Source organism: Pseudomonas sp. B8(2017) (assembly GCF_002113575.1).
In the GTDB taxonomy this organism is placed as follows: domain Bacteria; phylum Pseudomonadota; class Gammaproteobacteria; order Pseudomonadales; family Pseudomonadaceae; genus Aquipseudomonas; species Aquipseudomonas putida_Z.
The window spans coordinates 253,807-268,574 of the sequence record NZ_NEIO01000006.1 but is presented as its reverse complement, the minus strand read 5'-3'; the positions used below and the strand labels follow the sequence as shown (position 1 = coordinate 268,574).

Genomic DNA, 14,768 nt, shown 5'->3' with positions numbered 1-14,768 from the left:
TACTGAGGGCCTATAGCTCAGTCGGTTAGAGCAGAGGACTCATAATCCTTTGGTCCACGGTTCGAGTCCGTGTGGGCCCACCAGATGCGACAAAGCCGCGCGATTGCGCGGCTTTTTTTGTCTGTGTTCAGGCGGTGAATCACGCTCGCTTCTTCGGGGCATGCCCGGCCGCCTCATTTGCGAAGCTTCCAGGCAGGTGATAGGGCACACGGCTCACTTCCATGTCAGCCATTCGAAGTGCTTCCCATCCCTTCATCGCCAAAGCGACCGTCCTCGGCACAGGTTTTTCTCCACTACGATAGTAAGCCAACATGCGCCTGCTCAAGCCCAATTCCCGAGCTGCGCGATCCAATGTCAGCTCATGCTTAGCCATCCAGTTCCAGATGAGCTCATGTGAACACTCCCCTGCCTGCTCCACCGCCCGTGCGCGCAGGTTGTCCGCAGCAAGTTCAAGACTGTCGTCATTGGCCCAGATGACTGTGTCATGCCACTCACCAATCGCAGCCGTTGCAAATACCTTGGGATCCGCAAGCGGGCCCAGAGTCGCGTGCTTCTCAATGATTTCATCCAGCGCCACGGTGAATTGCTGCCCATCCGCAAAAGTCAGTAGCAAGGTGCAAGGGGCAGTGACGGCCACCTCTGTGAGTTGAAAATGTTTGTTGGTCATGGATTCAGCTCCTCCCACATTGCTAGTAGTCGAGCCCTGTTCCGCGAAGCCCATTCAAGCGCCTCGCTCATCTCGCGCAAGGAAACCCGTGAACCACCGAAACCGGCCAGCGGGGACAGGTCATTGATCCCAATCAGTGCCTGACGGCCATCACTGAAACGCAGATGGAAATGCGGTGGTAGATGGTCGTTTGCATAGAGATAGATTACGCAATTGGATAATCGATGGATCGTGGGCATGAGCTCATCATATAGTGCAATGGTTGCACCAAACAGTACCATCCGACCAATCTGTTCACAGCCCCAAAAATGTAACTCTTTTGGTTATTCCCCTCTCGACCGCGTCTCAGCCTGCCGCCGATTGCAGAAGGTCATACCCGCCGTAAAGTCCTGCGTGCCCAGCGACATCGCCCCGATCATCAGGTCGCCCCAGATTGGACCGCGTCAGCGCAGCCAGCTGTGACTGCCCTTGCTCTGGCCAGCCCTGGCTGGCTAGGCTAGCGGGTCAACCGTAGAGACTCGCCATGTCGGATTCCCGCTCCATCACGCTGGATGAAATCGATCGCCAGCTGATCGCCCTGCTGCAGATAAATGCCCGCGAAAGCGTCGCCACCCTCGCCCGCCAGTTGGGTATCGCCCGCACCACCGTCAACTCGCGCCTGGAGCGGTTGGAGAAGAACAAGGTCATCTCCGGCTATGGCGTGCGCCTGGGCCAGCGGGTGATGGGTGGCGGGCTGCAGGCGTATGTGGGGATCAAGGTGCAGCCGCGCTCGGGCAAGGAGGTGGTGCGGCGCCTGAGTGCCATGGGCCAGGTGCAGCAGCTGTGCGCAGTGAGCGGCGAGTTCGACTATGTGGCTTGGCTGCGTACGGATTCGCCCGAGCAACTGGACCAGTTGCTTGACCAGATCGGCAGTGTCGACGGGGTGGAGAAGACCACCACGTCGATCATTCTCAGCAGCAAGGTGGACCGCGGGCAGCCGCTCTGAACCTGGCTGGCGGTCAGGCCTCCTGGCCGTCGAGCAGGCCTTCCAGAATCGCCGAAAGGCTTTCGGCGGAATGCTGCATCGACCAGACAATGTCACGGCTGCGCTCGGGGGCGTGATGCTGGGCGTAGTCGGTGGCGATCTGATTGAGGCCACGGGCCAGCAGGCAGGCGTGGACCAAGGCGTCTGCGGCATCGATGCCGGGGCGTATGGCGAATAATGGCGGATGGCTGGATTCGCAGTTGCAGAAGGTTTTTTCTGCGGTGGGTTTCAGTTTTTCGGGTTGGTCGGAATAAGTCTTCTTCATGATGCAATTTCCAAATTGAGTCTTGAGGAAACCGCCTACCAACTCCTTCTCACGGGAAATAGGTGGCAGCCATGCACGGGGTGAGAACCGGCCAACTTGGAAATCCGGCCAGGCGAAAGCCTGCCCGCGCACAGCTGCCATGACATAAGCCTTGGTGCGAAGTTGGAGATGGGTTCTCACACCCAGTCGCCCGAACAGCGGCGACCCAGTGAAGTTAACGATGAGGCGTTTCCCACGCAGCCAGACCGAGGCTATAGCGGGCGTAGGGTAATTCTTTAATTCATGGCATGGGTGTAGGAACTGTCTGATCACACCCTGTGGGAGCGGGCGTGCCCGCGAACACGGGCGCAGCCCGTGCCATACACCGCGGGGGCTCTTCGCGGGGCTCGCCCGCTCCCACAGGGACCGATGCTGTGCTTGAGATGGGTAGGTTTCCTGTTCGTCATAAAGCTATCTTGTTTATACATTTCGACGGCACAAGCTACATTCAGACAACAATCTGCACCTTAATAACGAACACCCCACTCCCTAAAATGGCCCCCAGGCATCTCCTATACTCAGGCTCCGCCCGCTGCGCAGCCTCTCTGGCAAGGTCACTTCATGAACAAGAAAAACCGCCACCCCGCCGATGGTAAAAAACCGGTCACCATCTTCGGCCCGGACTTCCCCTTCGCCTTCGACGACTGGCTGGAACACCCCGCAGGCCTGGGCAGCATCCCGGCCGAGCGCCATGGTGAGGAAGTGGCAATCGTGGGCGCCGGTATCGCCGGCCTGGTGGCGGCCTACGAGCTGATGAAGCTGGGCCTCAAGCCGGTGGTGTACGAAGCATCCAAGCTGGGTGGCCGGCTGCGCTCGCAAACCTTCAACGGCACCGACGGGATCATCGCCGAACTGGGTGGCATGCGCTTCCCGGTGTCATCCACTGCCTTCTACCACTACGTGGACAAGCTGGGCCTGGAGACCAAACCGTTCCCCAACCCGCTGACCCCGGCCTCGGGCAGCACGGTGATCGACCTGGAAGGCCAGACCTACTACGCCGAAAAACCCACCGACCTGCCCAAGCTGTTCCACGAAGTGGCCGATGCCTGGGCCGACGCGCTGGAAAGCGGTGCCCGGTTCGCCGACATCCAGCAGGCCATCCGCGACCGTGACGTACCGCGCCTGAAAGAGCTGTGGAACAAGCTGGTACCGCTGTGGGATGACCGCACCTTCTACGACTTCGTCGCCACCTCGCGCTCGTTCGCCCAGCTGAGCTTCCAGCACCGCGAAGTGTTCGGCCAGGTCGGCTTCGGCACCGGCGGCTGGGACTCGGACTTCCCCAACTCGATGCTGGAAATCTTCCGCGTGGTGATGACCAACTGCGACGACCACCAACACCTGGTGGTCGGCGGTGTGGAGCAGGTACCGCAAGGTATCTGGCGCCATGTACCGGAGCGCTGCGTGCATTGGCCGGAAGGCACCAGCCTGAGCGGGCTGCATGGCGGCGCACCGCGTACCGGGGTCAAGCGCATCGCCCGCGCTGCCGATGGCCGCCTGGCGGTCACCGACAACTGGGGCGACACCCGTCACTACAGTGCCGTGCTCGCCACCTGCCAGACCTGGCTGCTGACCACCCAGATCGACTGCGAGGAATCGCTGTTCTCGCAAAAGATGTGGATGGCCCTGGACCGCACCCGCTACATGCAGTCGTCGAAGACCTTCGTCATGGTCGACCGGCCGTTCTGGAAGGACAAGGACCCGGAAACCGGCCGCGACCTGATGAGCATGACCCTCACCGATCGCCTCACCCGTGGCACCTACCTGTTCGACAACGGTGACGACAAGCCGGGGGTGATCTGCCTGTCGTACTCATGGATGAGCGATGCGCTGAAGATGCTGCCGCACCCGGTGGAAAAACGCGTGCAACTGGCCCTGGATGCACTGAAGAAGATCTACCCGAAGACCGACATCGCCGGGCACATCATCGGCGACCCGATCACCGTTTCCTGGGAAGCCGACCCGCACTTCCTCGGCGCCTTCAAGGGCGCGCTGCCTGGGCACTACCGCTACAACCAACGCATGTACGCGCACTTCATGCAGCAGGACATGCCTGCCGAGCAGCGCGGCATGTTCATTGCCGGTGACGATGTGTCGTGGACGCCGGCCTGGGTGGAAGGCGCGGTACAGACATCGCTGAATGCGGTGTGGGGTATCATGAATCACTTCGGTGGCCGCACCCACCCGGACAACCCCGGCCCAGGCGACGTGTTCGACGAAATCGGCCCGATCGCCCTGCCGGACTGAGACAAGGAGGCAGCATGCGCATCGCTCTGTTCCAGGGCGCACCCAAGCCACTGGACGTGCCCGGCAACCTGCAACGGTTGCGCCACCAGGCGCAACTGGCGGCCGAACGCGGCGCCCGGTTGCTGGTGTGCCCGGAGATGTTCCTGACCGGCTACAACATCGGCCTGGCCCAGGTCGAGCGCCTGGCCGAGGCCGTCGATGGCCCGGCGGCCATGGAGGTGGTGGAGATCGCCCAGGCGCACCGCATCGCCATCGTCTATGGCTACCCGGAGCTCGGTGATGATGGCGCGATCTACAACAGCGTGCAGTTGATCGATGCGCACGGCCGCAGCCTGAGCAACTATCGCAAGACCCACCTGTTCGGCGAGCTGGACCGCTCGATGTTCAGCGCAGGTTCCGATCACTTCCCGGTGGTGGAGCTGGATGGCTGGAAGGTCGGCCTGCTGATCTGCTACGACATCGAGTTCCCGGAGAATGCCCGGCGCCTGGCGCTGGACGGTGCCGAGCTGATCTTGGTGCCGACGGCGAACATGTCGCCGTACGACTTCATCTGCCAGGTGACCGTGAGGGCGCGGGCGCAGGAGAACCAGTGCTACCTGGTGTATGCCAACTACTGCGGCTCGGAAGGCGAGATCCAGTATTGCGGGCAGAGCAGCATCATCGGCCCGGATGGCAGCCTGCTGGCCATGGCCGGGCGGGACGAATGCCAGTTGCTGGCGGAGCTGGAGCATGAGCGGGTGGTGCAGGGGCGCGGGGCGTTTCCTTACCTGAGCGATCTGCGCCAGGAGCTGCATCTGCGTAAAGGCTGACAGGGGCCGCTGTGCGGCCCAATCGCCGGCAAGCCAGCTCCCACCTCGACCGCACCGGTTCCAAGGCATGTGCAGTCCCTGTGGGAGCCGGCTTGCCAGCTCCCACTTCGACCGCACCGGTTTCAAGGCATGTGCAGTCCCTGTGGGAGCCGGCTTGCCGGCGATAGGGCCAGGCCTGCCAACACAAATGGGTTAGCATGAACACCTGCCCCGGAGTTTCCATGCCTGACGCCACCCGCCACCTCACCCTCGCCAACGGCCTGCAGCTGACCCTGCGCCACGCCCCGCGCCTGAAGCGCTCGGCCGCCGCCCTGCGGGTGCACGCGGGCAGTCACGACGCGCCGACCAGATGGCCCGGCCTGGCCCACTTCCTGGAGCACCTGTTCTTCCTCGGCACCTCGTGCTTCCCTCTGGACGACGGCCTGATGCGCTACGTGCAGGCCCTCGGCGGCCAGGTCAATGCCAGCACCCGCGAACGCACCACCGACTTTTTCTTCGAGGTCCCGCCCAGCGCCCTGGCCGGGGGGCTGGAGCGCCTGTGCCAGATGTTGGCCGAGCCAGACCTGGGCATCGAGCGCCAACGCCGCGAACGCGAAGTAATCCATGCCGAGTTCATTGCCTGGTCGCGCAGCCCTCAGGCCCAGCAGCAGTTCGCCTTGCTGCAATCGGCAGCGCCCGGCCATCCATTGGGCGCTTTTCATGCCGGTAACCGGCACACCCTGGCCTTGCAGGATCCTACCTTCCAGCAAGCGCTCGGTGGCTTTCACCAGCGCTTCTACCAAGGCGGCCAGGTCACTCTGAGCCTGTGCGGCCCGCAATCGCTGGATGAACTGGAATTGCTGGGCCGGCAGCATGCCAAGCTGTTCGCAACGGGTGAACGGGTGCCACAAGCTCTGCCACCGCCTTTATCGGCGACCGACACGCACCTGCTGTTCAGCCACGAGAACCTGCCGGCAGGTGCCGAGCAGGCCCTTGAGTTGCTCATCGCCTGCCTCGGCGATAGCCGCCCGGGCACCTGGCTGCATGCGCTTCGCCAGCGTGGCTGGCTGCAAGGTTTCAAGGCCGAGGCGATGTATGCCTTCGCCGGGCAGTTGCTGTGGCACATTGACCTGAAGCTGAGCGAGGACGCCTGCCCAGAGGAAGCCGATGCCCTGTTGCAGGGCTGGTTCGGCTTCATCCGCCAGGCCGCCCCTGAGCAATTGAGTACCGAATTCGAGCTGCTGCAGCAAAGCCGCGAACGCAGCGCCAGCGCGCTTGAGCTGGCCCGCCGGGACAGCGCCGGCCAGCCGTTCGCCGGTTTGGACACACAAGGCTTGCAGGCGCTCCGTGCCCTGCTGGAAGGCCTGCCGGCCCGCGAACATGGGCATTGGCAACTGCCCGCTGTCGACACCTTGCTCCTGGCCGACTTGCCTGATGCCAGGCCGCAGCCGCTGCCAGCGGCACTGAAGGTCAGCGACCAGCTGCCTGGCGCCCGTCAGTACGCGGCGCTGTACCTGCGCTGGCATGTCCCGTCCCTCTTGCGCCAGCGCCTGCATGCGCTGCTCGACCGCGCCTTGCACCCCCTGCAGGAGCGCTGCGAGCGCGTATCGGTGCAGTTGCAGTTCAGTACCGCTGGCGAATATTGGCAACTGCGCTGCGCCGGGCTGCCGGCAGCGGTATTGCGCACTGTGGAACAGGCCTTGGCACTGATGCTCAAGCCCCCGGCAGGAAGCTGGCTGCCGAGTTCGACGCAGCCTCCGGCACTGATCCCCATCCGGGCCCTGCTCAAGCAGCTGCCCGACGCCGTGCTGGGCGCCGCGCCTGCACCTGCTCCGGCCTGCACCCTGGCACAGACGCATCTCGACAGCCTGTGGCAGCAAGCACGCTGGCACGGCCTGGCTGCCGGCTTCGACGATGCCGCCCTGAACGCATTGGGCACCGCGCTTCAGCACTGCCCTGGCCAAGGCTCGGCGCCTGCCCCTCTGCCCGCCTGGGCCAACCACCGTTGGCAACATGCCGAAGTACCTGGCAGTGAGCATGCCCTGCTGCTGTTCTGCCCACTGCCGGCGGCCATGGAGGCCGCTGGCCGCCTGCTCACCCAATTGCTGCAAGGGCCGGTTTACCAACGGCTGCGGGTAGAATTGCAACTCGGCTATGCGGTATTCAGTACCTTTCGTCAGGTCGAGGGGGTCGGCGGCCTGCTGTTCGGGGTCCAGTCGCCTCATGCCAGCCAGGTACAGATCCTCGACCACCTGCTCACCTTGCTGCGCCAGGGCGTTACCCTGGCCCCTGCCGCTGGTCAGGCCCTGGCCGGGCAATTCGATGAACCGGCGATGGGCAACGCCGAAGTCGCCGAATGGGCGTGGCAGACATTCCTGGCCACACAACCCGGCAGGCTGGATGCGCTGCGCAGGTCTATCCTGAAAACGCGGCAGACGGATCTGGACCAGTTGCTGAGCCACTTGCTCGATACAGGCTCCACTTGGCTATGCCTTGCCAACGCTGCGGCACCAGATGCTTCCTGGCTGGGTACAACCCCATGATTGTTACGAAAACCGCAACGGAGTTTTCGAATAATTAACCTTTCGGTACAAATTTTTCTTGTAAGATAGCGCAATCCCAGCCATGGGAACCTCCAGCCAATGGCGGTACCCAAGTAGTAGCTGACAAACCCACCCCCTCATCCGGAAGGAGTAATTCCATGTGGACCAAACCTGCATACACTGATCTGCGCATCGGCTTCGAAGTCACCATGTACTTCGCCAACCGCTAAGCCCGGCTTACGGTTCAACGCCTCGGCCTGCCGGGGCGTTTTCGTTTTTTCGCTACGGTTTCTGCAGAGAGAGTGGCCATGTACATCCAGGTTCTCGGTTCCGCCGCCGGCGGCGGGTTCCCACAGTGGAACTGCAACTGCGTCAACTGCAAGGGCTTGCGTGACGGCACCCTGCGAGCCACGCCACGCACCCAGTCGTCCATCGCCCTGTCCGACGACGGCGTGCACTGGGTGCTGTGCAATGCCTCGCCCGACATTCGCGCCCAACTCCAGGCCTTTGCGCCGATGCAGCCGGCCCGCGCCCTGCGCGACACCGGCATCAACGCCATCATCCTGCTGGACAGCCAGATCGACCACACCACCGGCCTGCTCAGCCTGCGCGAAGGCTGCCCGCACCAGGTGTGGTGCACCGACATGGTCCACCAGGACCTGACCACCGGCTTCCCGCTGTTCAACATGCTCAGCCACTGGAACGGCGGCCTGCAGTGGAACCGCATCGAGCTGGAAGGCAGCTTCGTCATCGACGCCTGCCCCAACCTGCGCTTCACCCCGTTCCCCCTGCGCAGCGCCGCGCCGCCCTACTCGCCGCACCGCTTCGACCCGCACCCGGGCGACAACCTTGGCCTGCTGGTCGAGGACACCCGCACCGGCGGCAAGCTGTTCTACGCCCCGGGCCTGGGCCAGGTGGACGAAAAGCTGCTGACGATGATGCACGGCGCCGACTGCCTGCTGGTCGACGGCACCCTGTGGGAAGATGATGAAATGCAGCGCCGTGGCGTGGGCACCCGTACCGGCCGCGAGATGGGCCACCTGGCGCAGAACGGCCCAGGCGGCATGCTGGAGGTGCTGGATGGCTTCCCGCGCCAGCGCAAGGTACTTATCCACATCAACAACACCAACCCGATTCTCGACGAAGACTCGCCCGAGCGTGCCGAAGTGCTGCGCCGGGGTGTGGAAGTGGCCTTTGATGGCATGAGTATCGAGTTGTAAAAAGGTCTGCGAGTTACACAACCCCCTGTGGGAGCGGGCATGCCCGCGAAAAATCCAACACGGTGTATGGCACCGGCTTCGCCGGTGTTCGCGGGCATGCCCGCTCCCACAGGGGGCGAGGTGAGCCCAGACTCAGCTATACAGGAGCCAGCCGAATGAGCGACGCACTGCCAATGTCCCCTGCCGAATTCGAGCAGGCCCTGCGCGCCAAGGGCGCCTACTATCACATTCATCACCCGTACCACGTGGCGATGTACCAGGGTCGCGCCACCCGCGAACAGATCCAGGGCTGGGTAGCCAACCGCTTCTACTACCAGGTCAACATCCCGATGAAGGATGCCGCGATCCTGGCCAACTGCCCGGACCGCGAAGTGCGCCGCGAGTGGATCCAGCGCCTGCTCGACCACGATGGCGCGCCCGGCGAGGACGGTGGTATCGAAGCCTGGCTGCGCCTGGGCCAGGCCGTGGGCCTGGACCCGGACCAGCTGCGCTCCCAGGAGCTGGTACTGCCCGGTGTGCGCTTTGCCGTGGACGCCTACGTCAACTTCGCCCGCCGGGCCAGTTGGCAGGAAGCGGCCAGCAGCTCGCTGACCGAGCTGTTCGCCCCGCAGATCCACCAGTCGCGCCTGGACAGCTGGCCGCAGCACTACCCGTGGATCGACCCGGCCGGCTACGAATACTTCCGCACCCGCCTGGGCCAGGCCCGGCGTGACGTGGAGCACGGCCTGGCGATTACCTTGCAGCACTACACCACCCGCGCGGGCCAGGAGCGTATGCTGGAGATACTGCAGTTCAAGCTGGACATTCTCTGGAGCATGCTCGACGCCATGAGCATGGCCTACGAGCTGAACCGCCCGCCCTATCACTCCGTCACCCAGGAACGGGTGTGGCACAAAGGGATCGCCCTATGAGTTTCGACCGTAATCAAGTGCCAGCCTGGCGCCCCGGCTACCGCTTCCAGTACGAGCCGGCGCAAAAGGGCCATGTGCTGCTGTACCCCGAGGGCATGATCAAGCTCAACGACAGCGCGGCCCTGATCGGTGGCCTGATCGACGGCCAACGCGACGTTGCCGCGATCATCAGCGAACTCGAACAACAGTTCCCCGGTGTCCCGGAAGTGGCCGATGACATCGAGCAGTTCATGGAGGTGGCCCGTGCCGAACACTGGATCGTCCTCGCCTGAGTTACCGCCCACGCCCGCAGTCGGCCTGCCACTGTGGCTGTTGGCCGAGCTGACCTATCGTTGCCCGCTGCAGTGTCCGTACTGCTCCAACCCGCTGGACTTCGCCGCCCAGGGCCAGGAGCTGAGCACCGCGCAATGGTTCAAGGTGATGGCCGAAGCCCGGGAAATGGGTGCCGCGCAAATCGGCTTTTCCGGCGGAGAACCGCTGGTACGCCAAGACCTCGCCGAACTGATCGGCGAGGCCCGCCGGCTGGGCTACTACACCAACCTGATCACCTCGGGCATCGGCCTGACCGAGGCGCGCATCGCCGACTTCAAGAAGGCCGGCCTCGACCATATCCAGATCAGCTTCCAGGCCAGTGACGAGCAGGTCAACAACCTGCTGGCCGGCTCGAAAAAGGCCTTTGCGCAAAAGCTGGAAATGGCCCGTGCGGTGAAGGCCCATGGCTACCCGATGGTGCTCAACTTCGTCACCCACCGGCACAACATCGACAAGATCGACCGCATCATCGAGCTGTGCATCGCACTGGAAGCCGACTTCGTCGAGCTTGCCACCTGCCAGTTCTACGGCTGGGCCCACCTCAACCGGCTGGGCCTGCTGCCGACCCGCGCGCAGCTGGAACGGGCCGAACGCATCACCAACGAGTACCGGGACAAGCTCAAGACCGAGGGCAACCCGTGCAAGCTGATCTTCGTCACCCCGGACTACTACGAGGAGCGCCCCAAGGCCTGCATGAATGGCTGGGGCAGCCTGTTCCTCACCATCACCCCGGACGGTACCGCCCTGCCCTGCCACGGCGCGCGCCAGCTGCCGGTGCAGTTCCCCAACGTGCGCGACCACGACCTGCACCACATCTGGTACGACTCGTTCGGCTTCAACCGCTTCCGTGGCTATGAGTGGATGCCCGAACCCTGCCGTTCCTGCGACGAGAAGGAAAAGGACTTCGGCGGCTGCCGCTGCCAGGCCTTCATGCTCACCGGCGATGCCAGCAACGCCGACCCGGTGTGCGCCAAGTCGGCCGACCACGGCATCATCCTCAAGGCCCGCGACGAGGCGGAAAGCGCCCAGCTCACCATTGAAGAGATGACCTTCCGCAATGAACGAAACTCCCGTGTCATCGTCCGCGGCTGAGTTCAGCGCGGCCCAGGCAGTTGCCGCCGGCACCGACTTCGCCGAACTCAAGGTCAGCGCCGCGGGGCTGTTCTGGAACGAGTTTCGCCCGGCCGATGGTGCCTGTCGCATCTGGCACTGGCAGCACCAGCAGGCCCGCTGCCTGACCCCCGATGGCTTCAGCGTGCGTAGCCGGGTGTACGAATACGGCGGTGGCAGTTTTTGCCTGGGTGGTGACGGGCTACTGTTCGTCAACGAAAAGGACCAGCAGGTCTATACCCAGGACCTGGAAGGCGCGGTACCACGTGCCCTGACCGATGATGCCAGCTGCCGCTACGGCGATGTGCAGTGGCACGACGGCCTGGTGCTGGCGGTCGAGGAGCAGCATGGCGAACGGGTCGAGCATCGCTTGGTCGCCCTGGGTGAACGAGCCCGCGAAGTGCTCGCCGAGGGTGCCGACTTCTATGCCTCGCCTACGGTGAGTACCGACGGCCAGCGCCTGGCGTGGGTCGAATGGGACCGCCCGGCACAACCCTGGACCGTCACCAGGCTGATGTGCCGCACACGTGATGCAAGTGGCCACTGGGGGCCCGCGCAATGTGTGGCCGGCGCTGACGAATCGCTGCAGCAGCCGCGCTTCGATAGCGAAGGCCGACTCTTCTGCCTGTCTGACCGCAATGGCTTCTGGCAACCCTGGGGCGAGATCGATGGCTGCTGGCAGGCCCTGCCTGCCGAGCCCGCGGACCACGCTGCGGCGCCCTGGCAACTGGGCGCCAGCACCTGGTTGCCACTGGGACAGCAAAGCTATCTGGCCAGCTGGTTCGAAGACGGCTTCGGGCAACTGGGGCTGCGTACTGCCGATGGCCGCCTGGAGCGTTTCGCCAGCGCCTACACGCGTTTTCGCAGCCTGGCCATGGATGCCGAACACCTGTACGCGATTGCCGCCTCGCCGATCAGCCCGCCGGCGGTCATCGCCATCGCCCGTAGCAACCACGAGGTCAGCGTATTGGCTGGTGGCGCCGAAATGCTGCCGGCAAGGCATATCAGCCTGCCGCAGTCGATCCACTACGGCAGTGACGGCCACCGCGCCCATGGCTTCTTCTACCCGGCAGCCCGCTCGCAAGGGGCCGCGCCGCTGGTGGTGTTCATCCACGGCGGGCCGACTTCGGCCTGTTATCCCGTGCTCGACCCGCGCATCCAGTACTGGACCCAACGCGGCTTCGCCGTCGCCGACCTGAACTACCGGGGCAGCACCGGCTATGGCCGTGAATACCGCCAGGCCTTGCATCTGCGCTGGGGCGAAAGCGATGTGGCCGATGCTTGCGCGGCGGTGGAACACCTGGCCGGACGTGGGCTGGTCGACAGCCGCAAGGCGTTCATCCGCGGCGGTAGCGCGGGCGGCTACACCACACTGTGCGCCCTGGCATTCCATGATGTGTTCCGCGCCGGCGCCAGCCTGTACGGGGTCAGCGACCCGGTTGCCCTGGGCCGGGCCACCCACAAGTTCGAAGGGGACTACCTGGACTGGCTGATCGGCGACCCGCTGCAGGATGCCGAGCGCTATCGCCAGCGTACCCCGCTGCTGCATGCGGGGCAGATCAAGGTACCGGTGATTTTCTTCCAGGGCGAACTGGATGCGGTGGTGGTGCCGGAGCAGACAAGGTCGATGCTGGCGGCGCTGCAGGCTAACGGGATAGAGGCCGAAGGGCACTTCTATGCGGGGGAGCGTCATGGGTTCCGCAAGGCGGAGAACCTGGCGCATGCGCTAGAAGAAGAATGGAAATTCTATTGCCGGGTGTTGGGGGGCTGAGCATCTGGGGGCTGCTTTGCAGCCCAATCGCCGGCAAGCCAGCTCCCACAAGGAGCGCTGCGCAGTCCTGTGGGAGCCCGGCTTGCCGGCGATGAGGCCCTGGTAGGCTAGCGCTTGGCGATGATATACACCGCATGCACGATCCCCGGAATGTACCCCAGCAAGGTCAGCAAGATATTCAGCCAGAACGCCCCGCCAAACCCCACCTGCAGGAACACGCCCAGCGGTGGCAGGATGATGGCGATGATGATGCGTATAAAGTCCATGCGAGTCTCTCCTGAAGGGGTTACATCAGAGACTAGCCGCCCGCCACAGAGGTTCAACAGGCAAAAAAAAACGCCCCGGGCCGAATGAAACAGGCCAAGGGCGATGCGCAGGAACGCCAGACGGTTCGTAGAATTCTCGATGTCACCAGGCCGCTAGGCTGGCATTTCGCGGCGGGCCTGCTGCTGGGCGTGCAGGCGGGCAAAGGCACGGGCCAGGCGCAGCAGCATTTCGTCGATGTTGCCCTTGCTCACGGTCAGCGCTGGCGAAAAACGCACCACATCCGCCTGCGGTGCGTTGAGCAGCAGGCCTTCGTGCAGGGCAGCCGCCACCAGCTCGCGGGCCAGGTTTTCTTTCATCTGCAGGGCCCACAGCAGGCCTTGCCCGCGCACTTCGCCCTGGCCATAACGCCCGGCCAGCCGGCTCAGGCCTTCACGCAGGTGGCGGCCGTTGTCCTGTACCTGAACGAAGAAGCCAGGCTCCAGCACGGTATCCAGCACGGCCAGGCCGGCGGCGCACATCAGCGCGTTGCCATGGTGGCTGCCTTCCAGTTCGCCAGGCTCGGCGCAGCACGCCGTGCCCCGGGCCAGCAAGGCCGCCAGCGGCACGCCACCGCCCAGGCCCTTGCCCAGGGTGATGATGTCGGCGCGCACGCCGTAGGTTTCCTCGGCCAGCAGCGCGCCACAGCGGCCGATGCCGGTCTGCACCTCGTCGAGGATCAGCAGGATGCCCAGTTCGCGGCACAGCGTTTCCACACCCTTGAGGTATTCCTGCGTGGCCGGGATGACACCTGCCTCGCCCTGGATCGGCTCGAGCATGATCGCCACGGTGCGCGAGTCCACCTCGGCGTGCAGCGCCGCCAGGTCATTGAACGGCACCTTGCTGAAGCCCGGCAGGCCCGGCTCGCAGCGGTTGCATGGCAGCGGGTCGGACGCCGACAACGCGCCCAGGCTGCGGCCATGGCAGGCCTGGCTGGCGGTAATGATGTGATAGGCGCCGTTGCGGTGCAGTTGGCCCCACTTGCGCGCCAGCTTGATCGCACCTTCGCAGGCTTCGGCACCGCTGTTGAGCAGGTAGGCCTGGTCGCTGCCGGTGCTCTGGCACAGGCGGTTGACCAGCCCCAGCAGGCCACGGCTGTGGAAGCCCGAGCCCGGGTTGATCAGCGCCTGGGCCTGGTTGCCCAGCGCCTTCACCAGCACACTGGGGCTGTGGCCCAGGCTGTTGACTGCACCACCCTGGGTGAAGTCCAGGTAGGCATGCCCTTCGTTGTCCCACAACCAGGAGCCCTGGCCACGCACGAACACCTGCGCTGCGCGTTCGGTGCTTGGCATCAGGCGCTCACGCGACAGCTGCGGCGCTTCCGGCACGATCACCGGCGCACGCTTGGGCTCGGCGACGGCGGCAGGGGCCGGGCGGCGCAGGTTGAACAGGTTCATCAGGGCTCCAACCAATCACGACAGGGGCGGCCACGGTGCGGTCTGGGTGCCGGCACTCGATATTTTGCCTTGCCTATCAAAAGTGTTTTTCATCCGGGGTAACAATCGACCGATTCATCGCTGTAACCCATTGGAATACGGCGATAGACTAGGCCTCGCCAGGGTTTTCGACCA

15 protein-coding genes and 1 tRNA gene are annotated in these 14,768 nt (G+C 64.2%); 11 read left to right on the top strand and 5 right to left on the bottom strand.

Translation table 11 applies throughout. The features are described from left to right. Positions 1 to 6: 6 nt before the first annotated feature. Positions 7 to 83 (top strand) — tRNA-Ile (locus CAG22_RS12410). Between the two features lie 56 nt (positions 84 to 139). On the opposite strand, the gene CAG22_RS12405 is transcribed toward CAG22_RS12410, so the two are convergent. Both CAG22_RS12405 and CAG22_RS12400 read right to left on the bottom strand, forming a co-directional pair. Then, positions 140 to 667 (bottom strand): DUF2442 domain-containing protein, encoded by a 528-nt coding sequence (locus CAG22_RS12405; RefSeq protein WP_170929291.1) that lies wholly within the window; start codon positions 665 to 667, stop codon positions 140 to 142. Then, positions 664 to 906, bottom strand: coding sequence for a DUF4160 domain-containing protein (locus CAG22_RS12400; protein ID WP_075046929.1), 243 nt, complete (start codon positions 904 to 906; stop codon positions 664 to 666). Before CAG22_RS12400 ends, CAG22_RS12405 begins: the two co-directional genes overlap by 4 nt. 284 nt (positions 907 to 1,190) lie before the next feature. Between CAG22_RS12400 and CAG22_RS12395 the strand changes: the two genes are divergently transcribed. Next, positions 1,191 to 1,652, top strand: coding sequence for an Lrp/AsnC family transcriptional regulator (locus tag CAG22_RS12395; RefSeq protein WP_015268712.1), 462 nt, complete (start codon positions 1,191 to 1,193; stop codon positions 1,650 to 1,652). A gap of 13 nt (positions 1,653 to 1,665) precedes the next feature. Here CAG22_RS12395 and CAG22_RS12390 read toward each other — a convergent pair whose 3' ends face one another. Continuing rightward, positions 1,666 to 2,097 carry a hypothetical protein gene (locus tag CAG22_RS12390; protein ID WP_232880970.1) on the bottom strand — a complete coding sequence of 144 codons (432 nt, stop codon included), beginning with the start codon at positions 2,095 to 2,097 and terminating at the stop codon, positions 1,666 to 1,668. 459 nt (positions 2,098 to 2,556) lie between these two features. Between CAG22_RS12390 and CAG22_RS12385 the strand changes: the two genes are divergently transcribed. The 9 genes from CAG22_RS12385 to CAG22_RS12345 all read left to right on the top strand — a co-directional run bounded on the left by CAG22_RS12385 (position 2,557) and on the right by CAG22_RS12345 (position 12,894). Continuing rightward, positions 2,557 to 4,239: an NAD(P)/FAD-dependent oxidoreductase gene (locus CAG22_RS12385; protein WP_013970572.1), complete on the top strand. Its 1,683-nt coding sequence runs from the start codon at positions 2,557 to 2,559 to the stop codon at positions 4,237 to 4,239. A 14-nt stretch (positions 4,240 to 4,253) separates the two neighbouring features. Next, positions 4,254 to 5,048 (top strand): carbon-nitrogen hydrolase family protein, encoded by a 795-nt coding sequence (locus tag CAG22_RS12380; RefSeq protein WP_085705548.1) that lies wholly within the window; start codon positions 4,254 to 4,256, stop codon positions 5,046 to 5,048. A 221-nt stretch (positions 5,049 to 5,269) separates the two neighbouring features. Then, positions 5,270 to 7,570: a pyrroloquinoline quinone biosynthesis protein PqqF gene (gene pqqF / locus CAG22_RS12375; RefSeq protein WP_085705547.1), complete on the top strand. Its 2,301-nt coding sequence runs from the start codon at positions 5,270 to 5,272 to the stop codon at positions 7,568 to 7,570. A gap of 158 nt (positions 7,571 to 7,728) precedes the next feature. After that, positions 7,729 to 7,800: a pyrroloquinoline quinone precursor peptide PqqA gene (pqqA, locus tag CAG22_RS12370; protein ID WP_003243383.1), complete on the top strand. Its 72-nt coding sequence runs from the start codon at positions 7,729 to 7,731 to the stop codon at positions 7,798 to 7,800. A gap of 78 nt (positions 7,801 to 7,878) precedes the next feature. Then, positions 7,879 to 8,790, top strand: a complete 912-nt coding sequence (gene pqqB / locus CAG22_RS12365; RefSeq protein WP_061303871.1) for a pyrroloquinoline quinone biosynthesis protein PqqB — start codon at positions 7,879 to 7,881, stop codon at positions 8,788 to 8,790. Positions 8,791 to 8,945: 155 nt separating this feature from the next. After that, complete coding sequence (gene pqqC, locus CAG22_RS12360) at positions 8,946 to 9,701, top strand: pyrroloquinoline-quinone synthase PqqC (protein ID WP_085591369.1); 756 nt, start codon at positions 8,946 to 8,948, stop codon at positions 9,699 to 9,701. Continuing rightward, on the top strand, positions 9,698 to 9,973 hold the full coding sequence (pqqD, locus tag CAG22_RS12355) for a pyrroloquinoline quinone biosynthesis peptide chaperone PqqD (protein ID WP_004375207.1): 276 nt from the start codon (positions 9,698 to 9,700) through the stop codon (positions 9,971 to 9,973). The genes pqqC and pqqD overlap by 4 nt, the downstream gene beginning before the upstream one ends. Further along, positions 9,945 to 11,105 (top strand): pyrroloquinoline quinone biosynthesis protein PqqE, encoded by a 1,161-nt coding sequence (gene pqqE, locus CAG22_RS12350; RefSeq protein WP_085705546.1) that lies wholly within the window; start codon positions 9,945 to 9,947, stop codon positions 11,103 to 11,105. Before pqqD ends, pqqE begins: the two co-directional genes overlap by 29 nt. Further along, positions 11,071 to 12,894, top strand: coding sequence for a S9 family peptidase (locus tag CAG22_RS12345; RefSeq protein ID WP_085705545.1), 1,824 nt, complete (start codon positions 11,071 to 11,073; stop codon positions 12,892 to 12,894). Before pqqE ends, CAG22_RS12345 begins: the two co-directional genes overlap by 35 nt. 107 nt (positions 12,895 to 13,001) lie before the next feature. On the opposite strand, the gene CAG22_RS12340 is transcribed toward CAG22_RS12345, so the two are convergent. Together CAG22_RS12340 and CAG22_RS12335 are read right to left on the bottom strand one after the other, a co-directional pair. Then, positions 13,002 to 13,160, bottom strand: coding sequence for a YqaE/Pmp3 family membrane protein (locus CAG22_RS12340; RefSeq protein WP_009681539.1), 159 nt, complete (start codon positions 13,158 to 13,160; stop codon positions 13,002 to 13,004). 153 nt (positions 13,161 to 13,313) lie between these two features. Beyond that, on the bottom strand, positions 13,314 to 14,594 hold the full coding sequence (locus CAG22_RS12335; protein ID WP_085591364.1) for an aspartate aminotransferase family protein: 1,281 nt from the start codon (positions 14,592 to 14,594) through the stop codon (positions 13,314 to 13,316). Positions 14,595 to 14,768 lie beyond the last annotated feature (174 nt).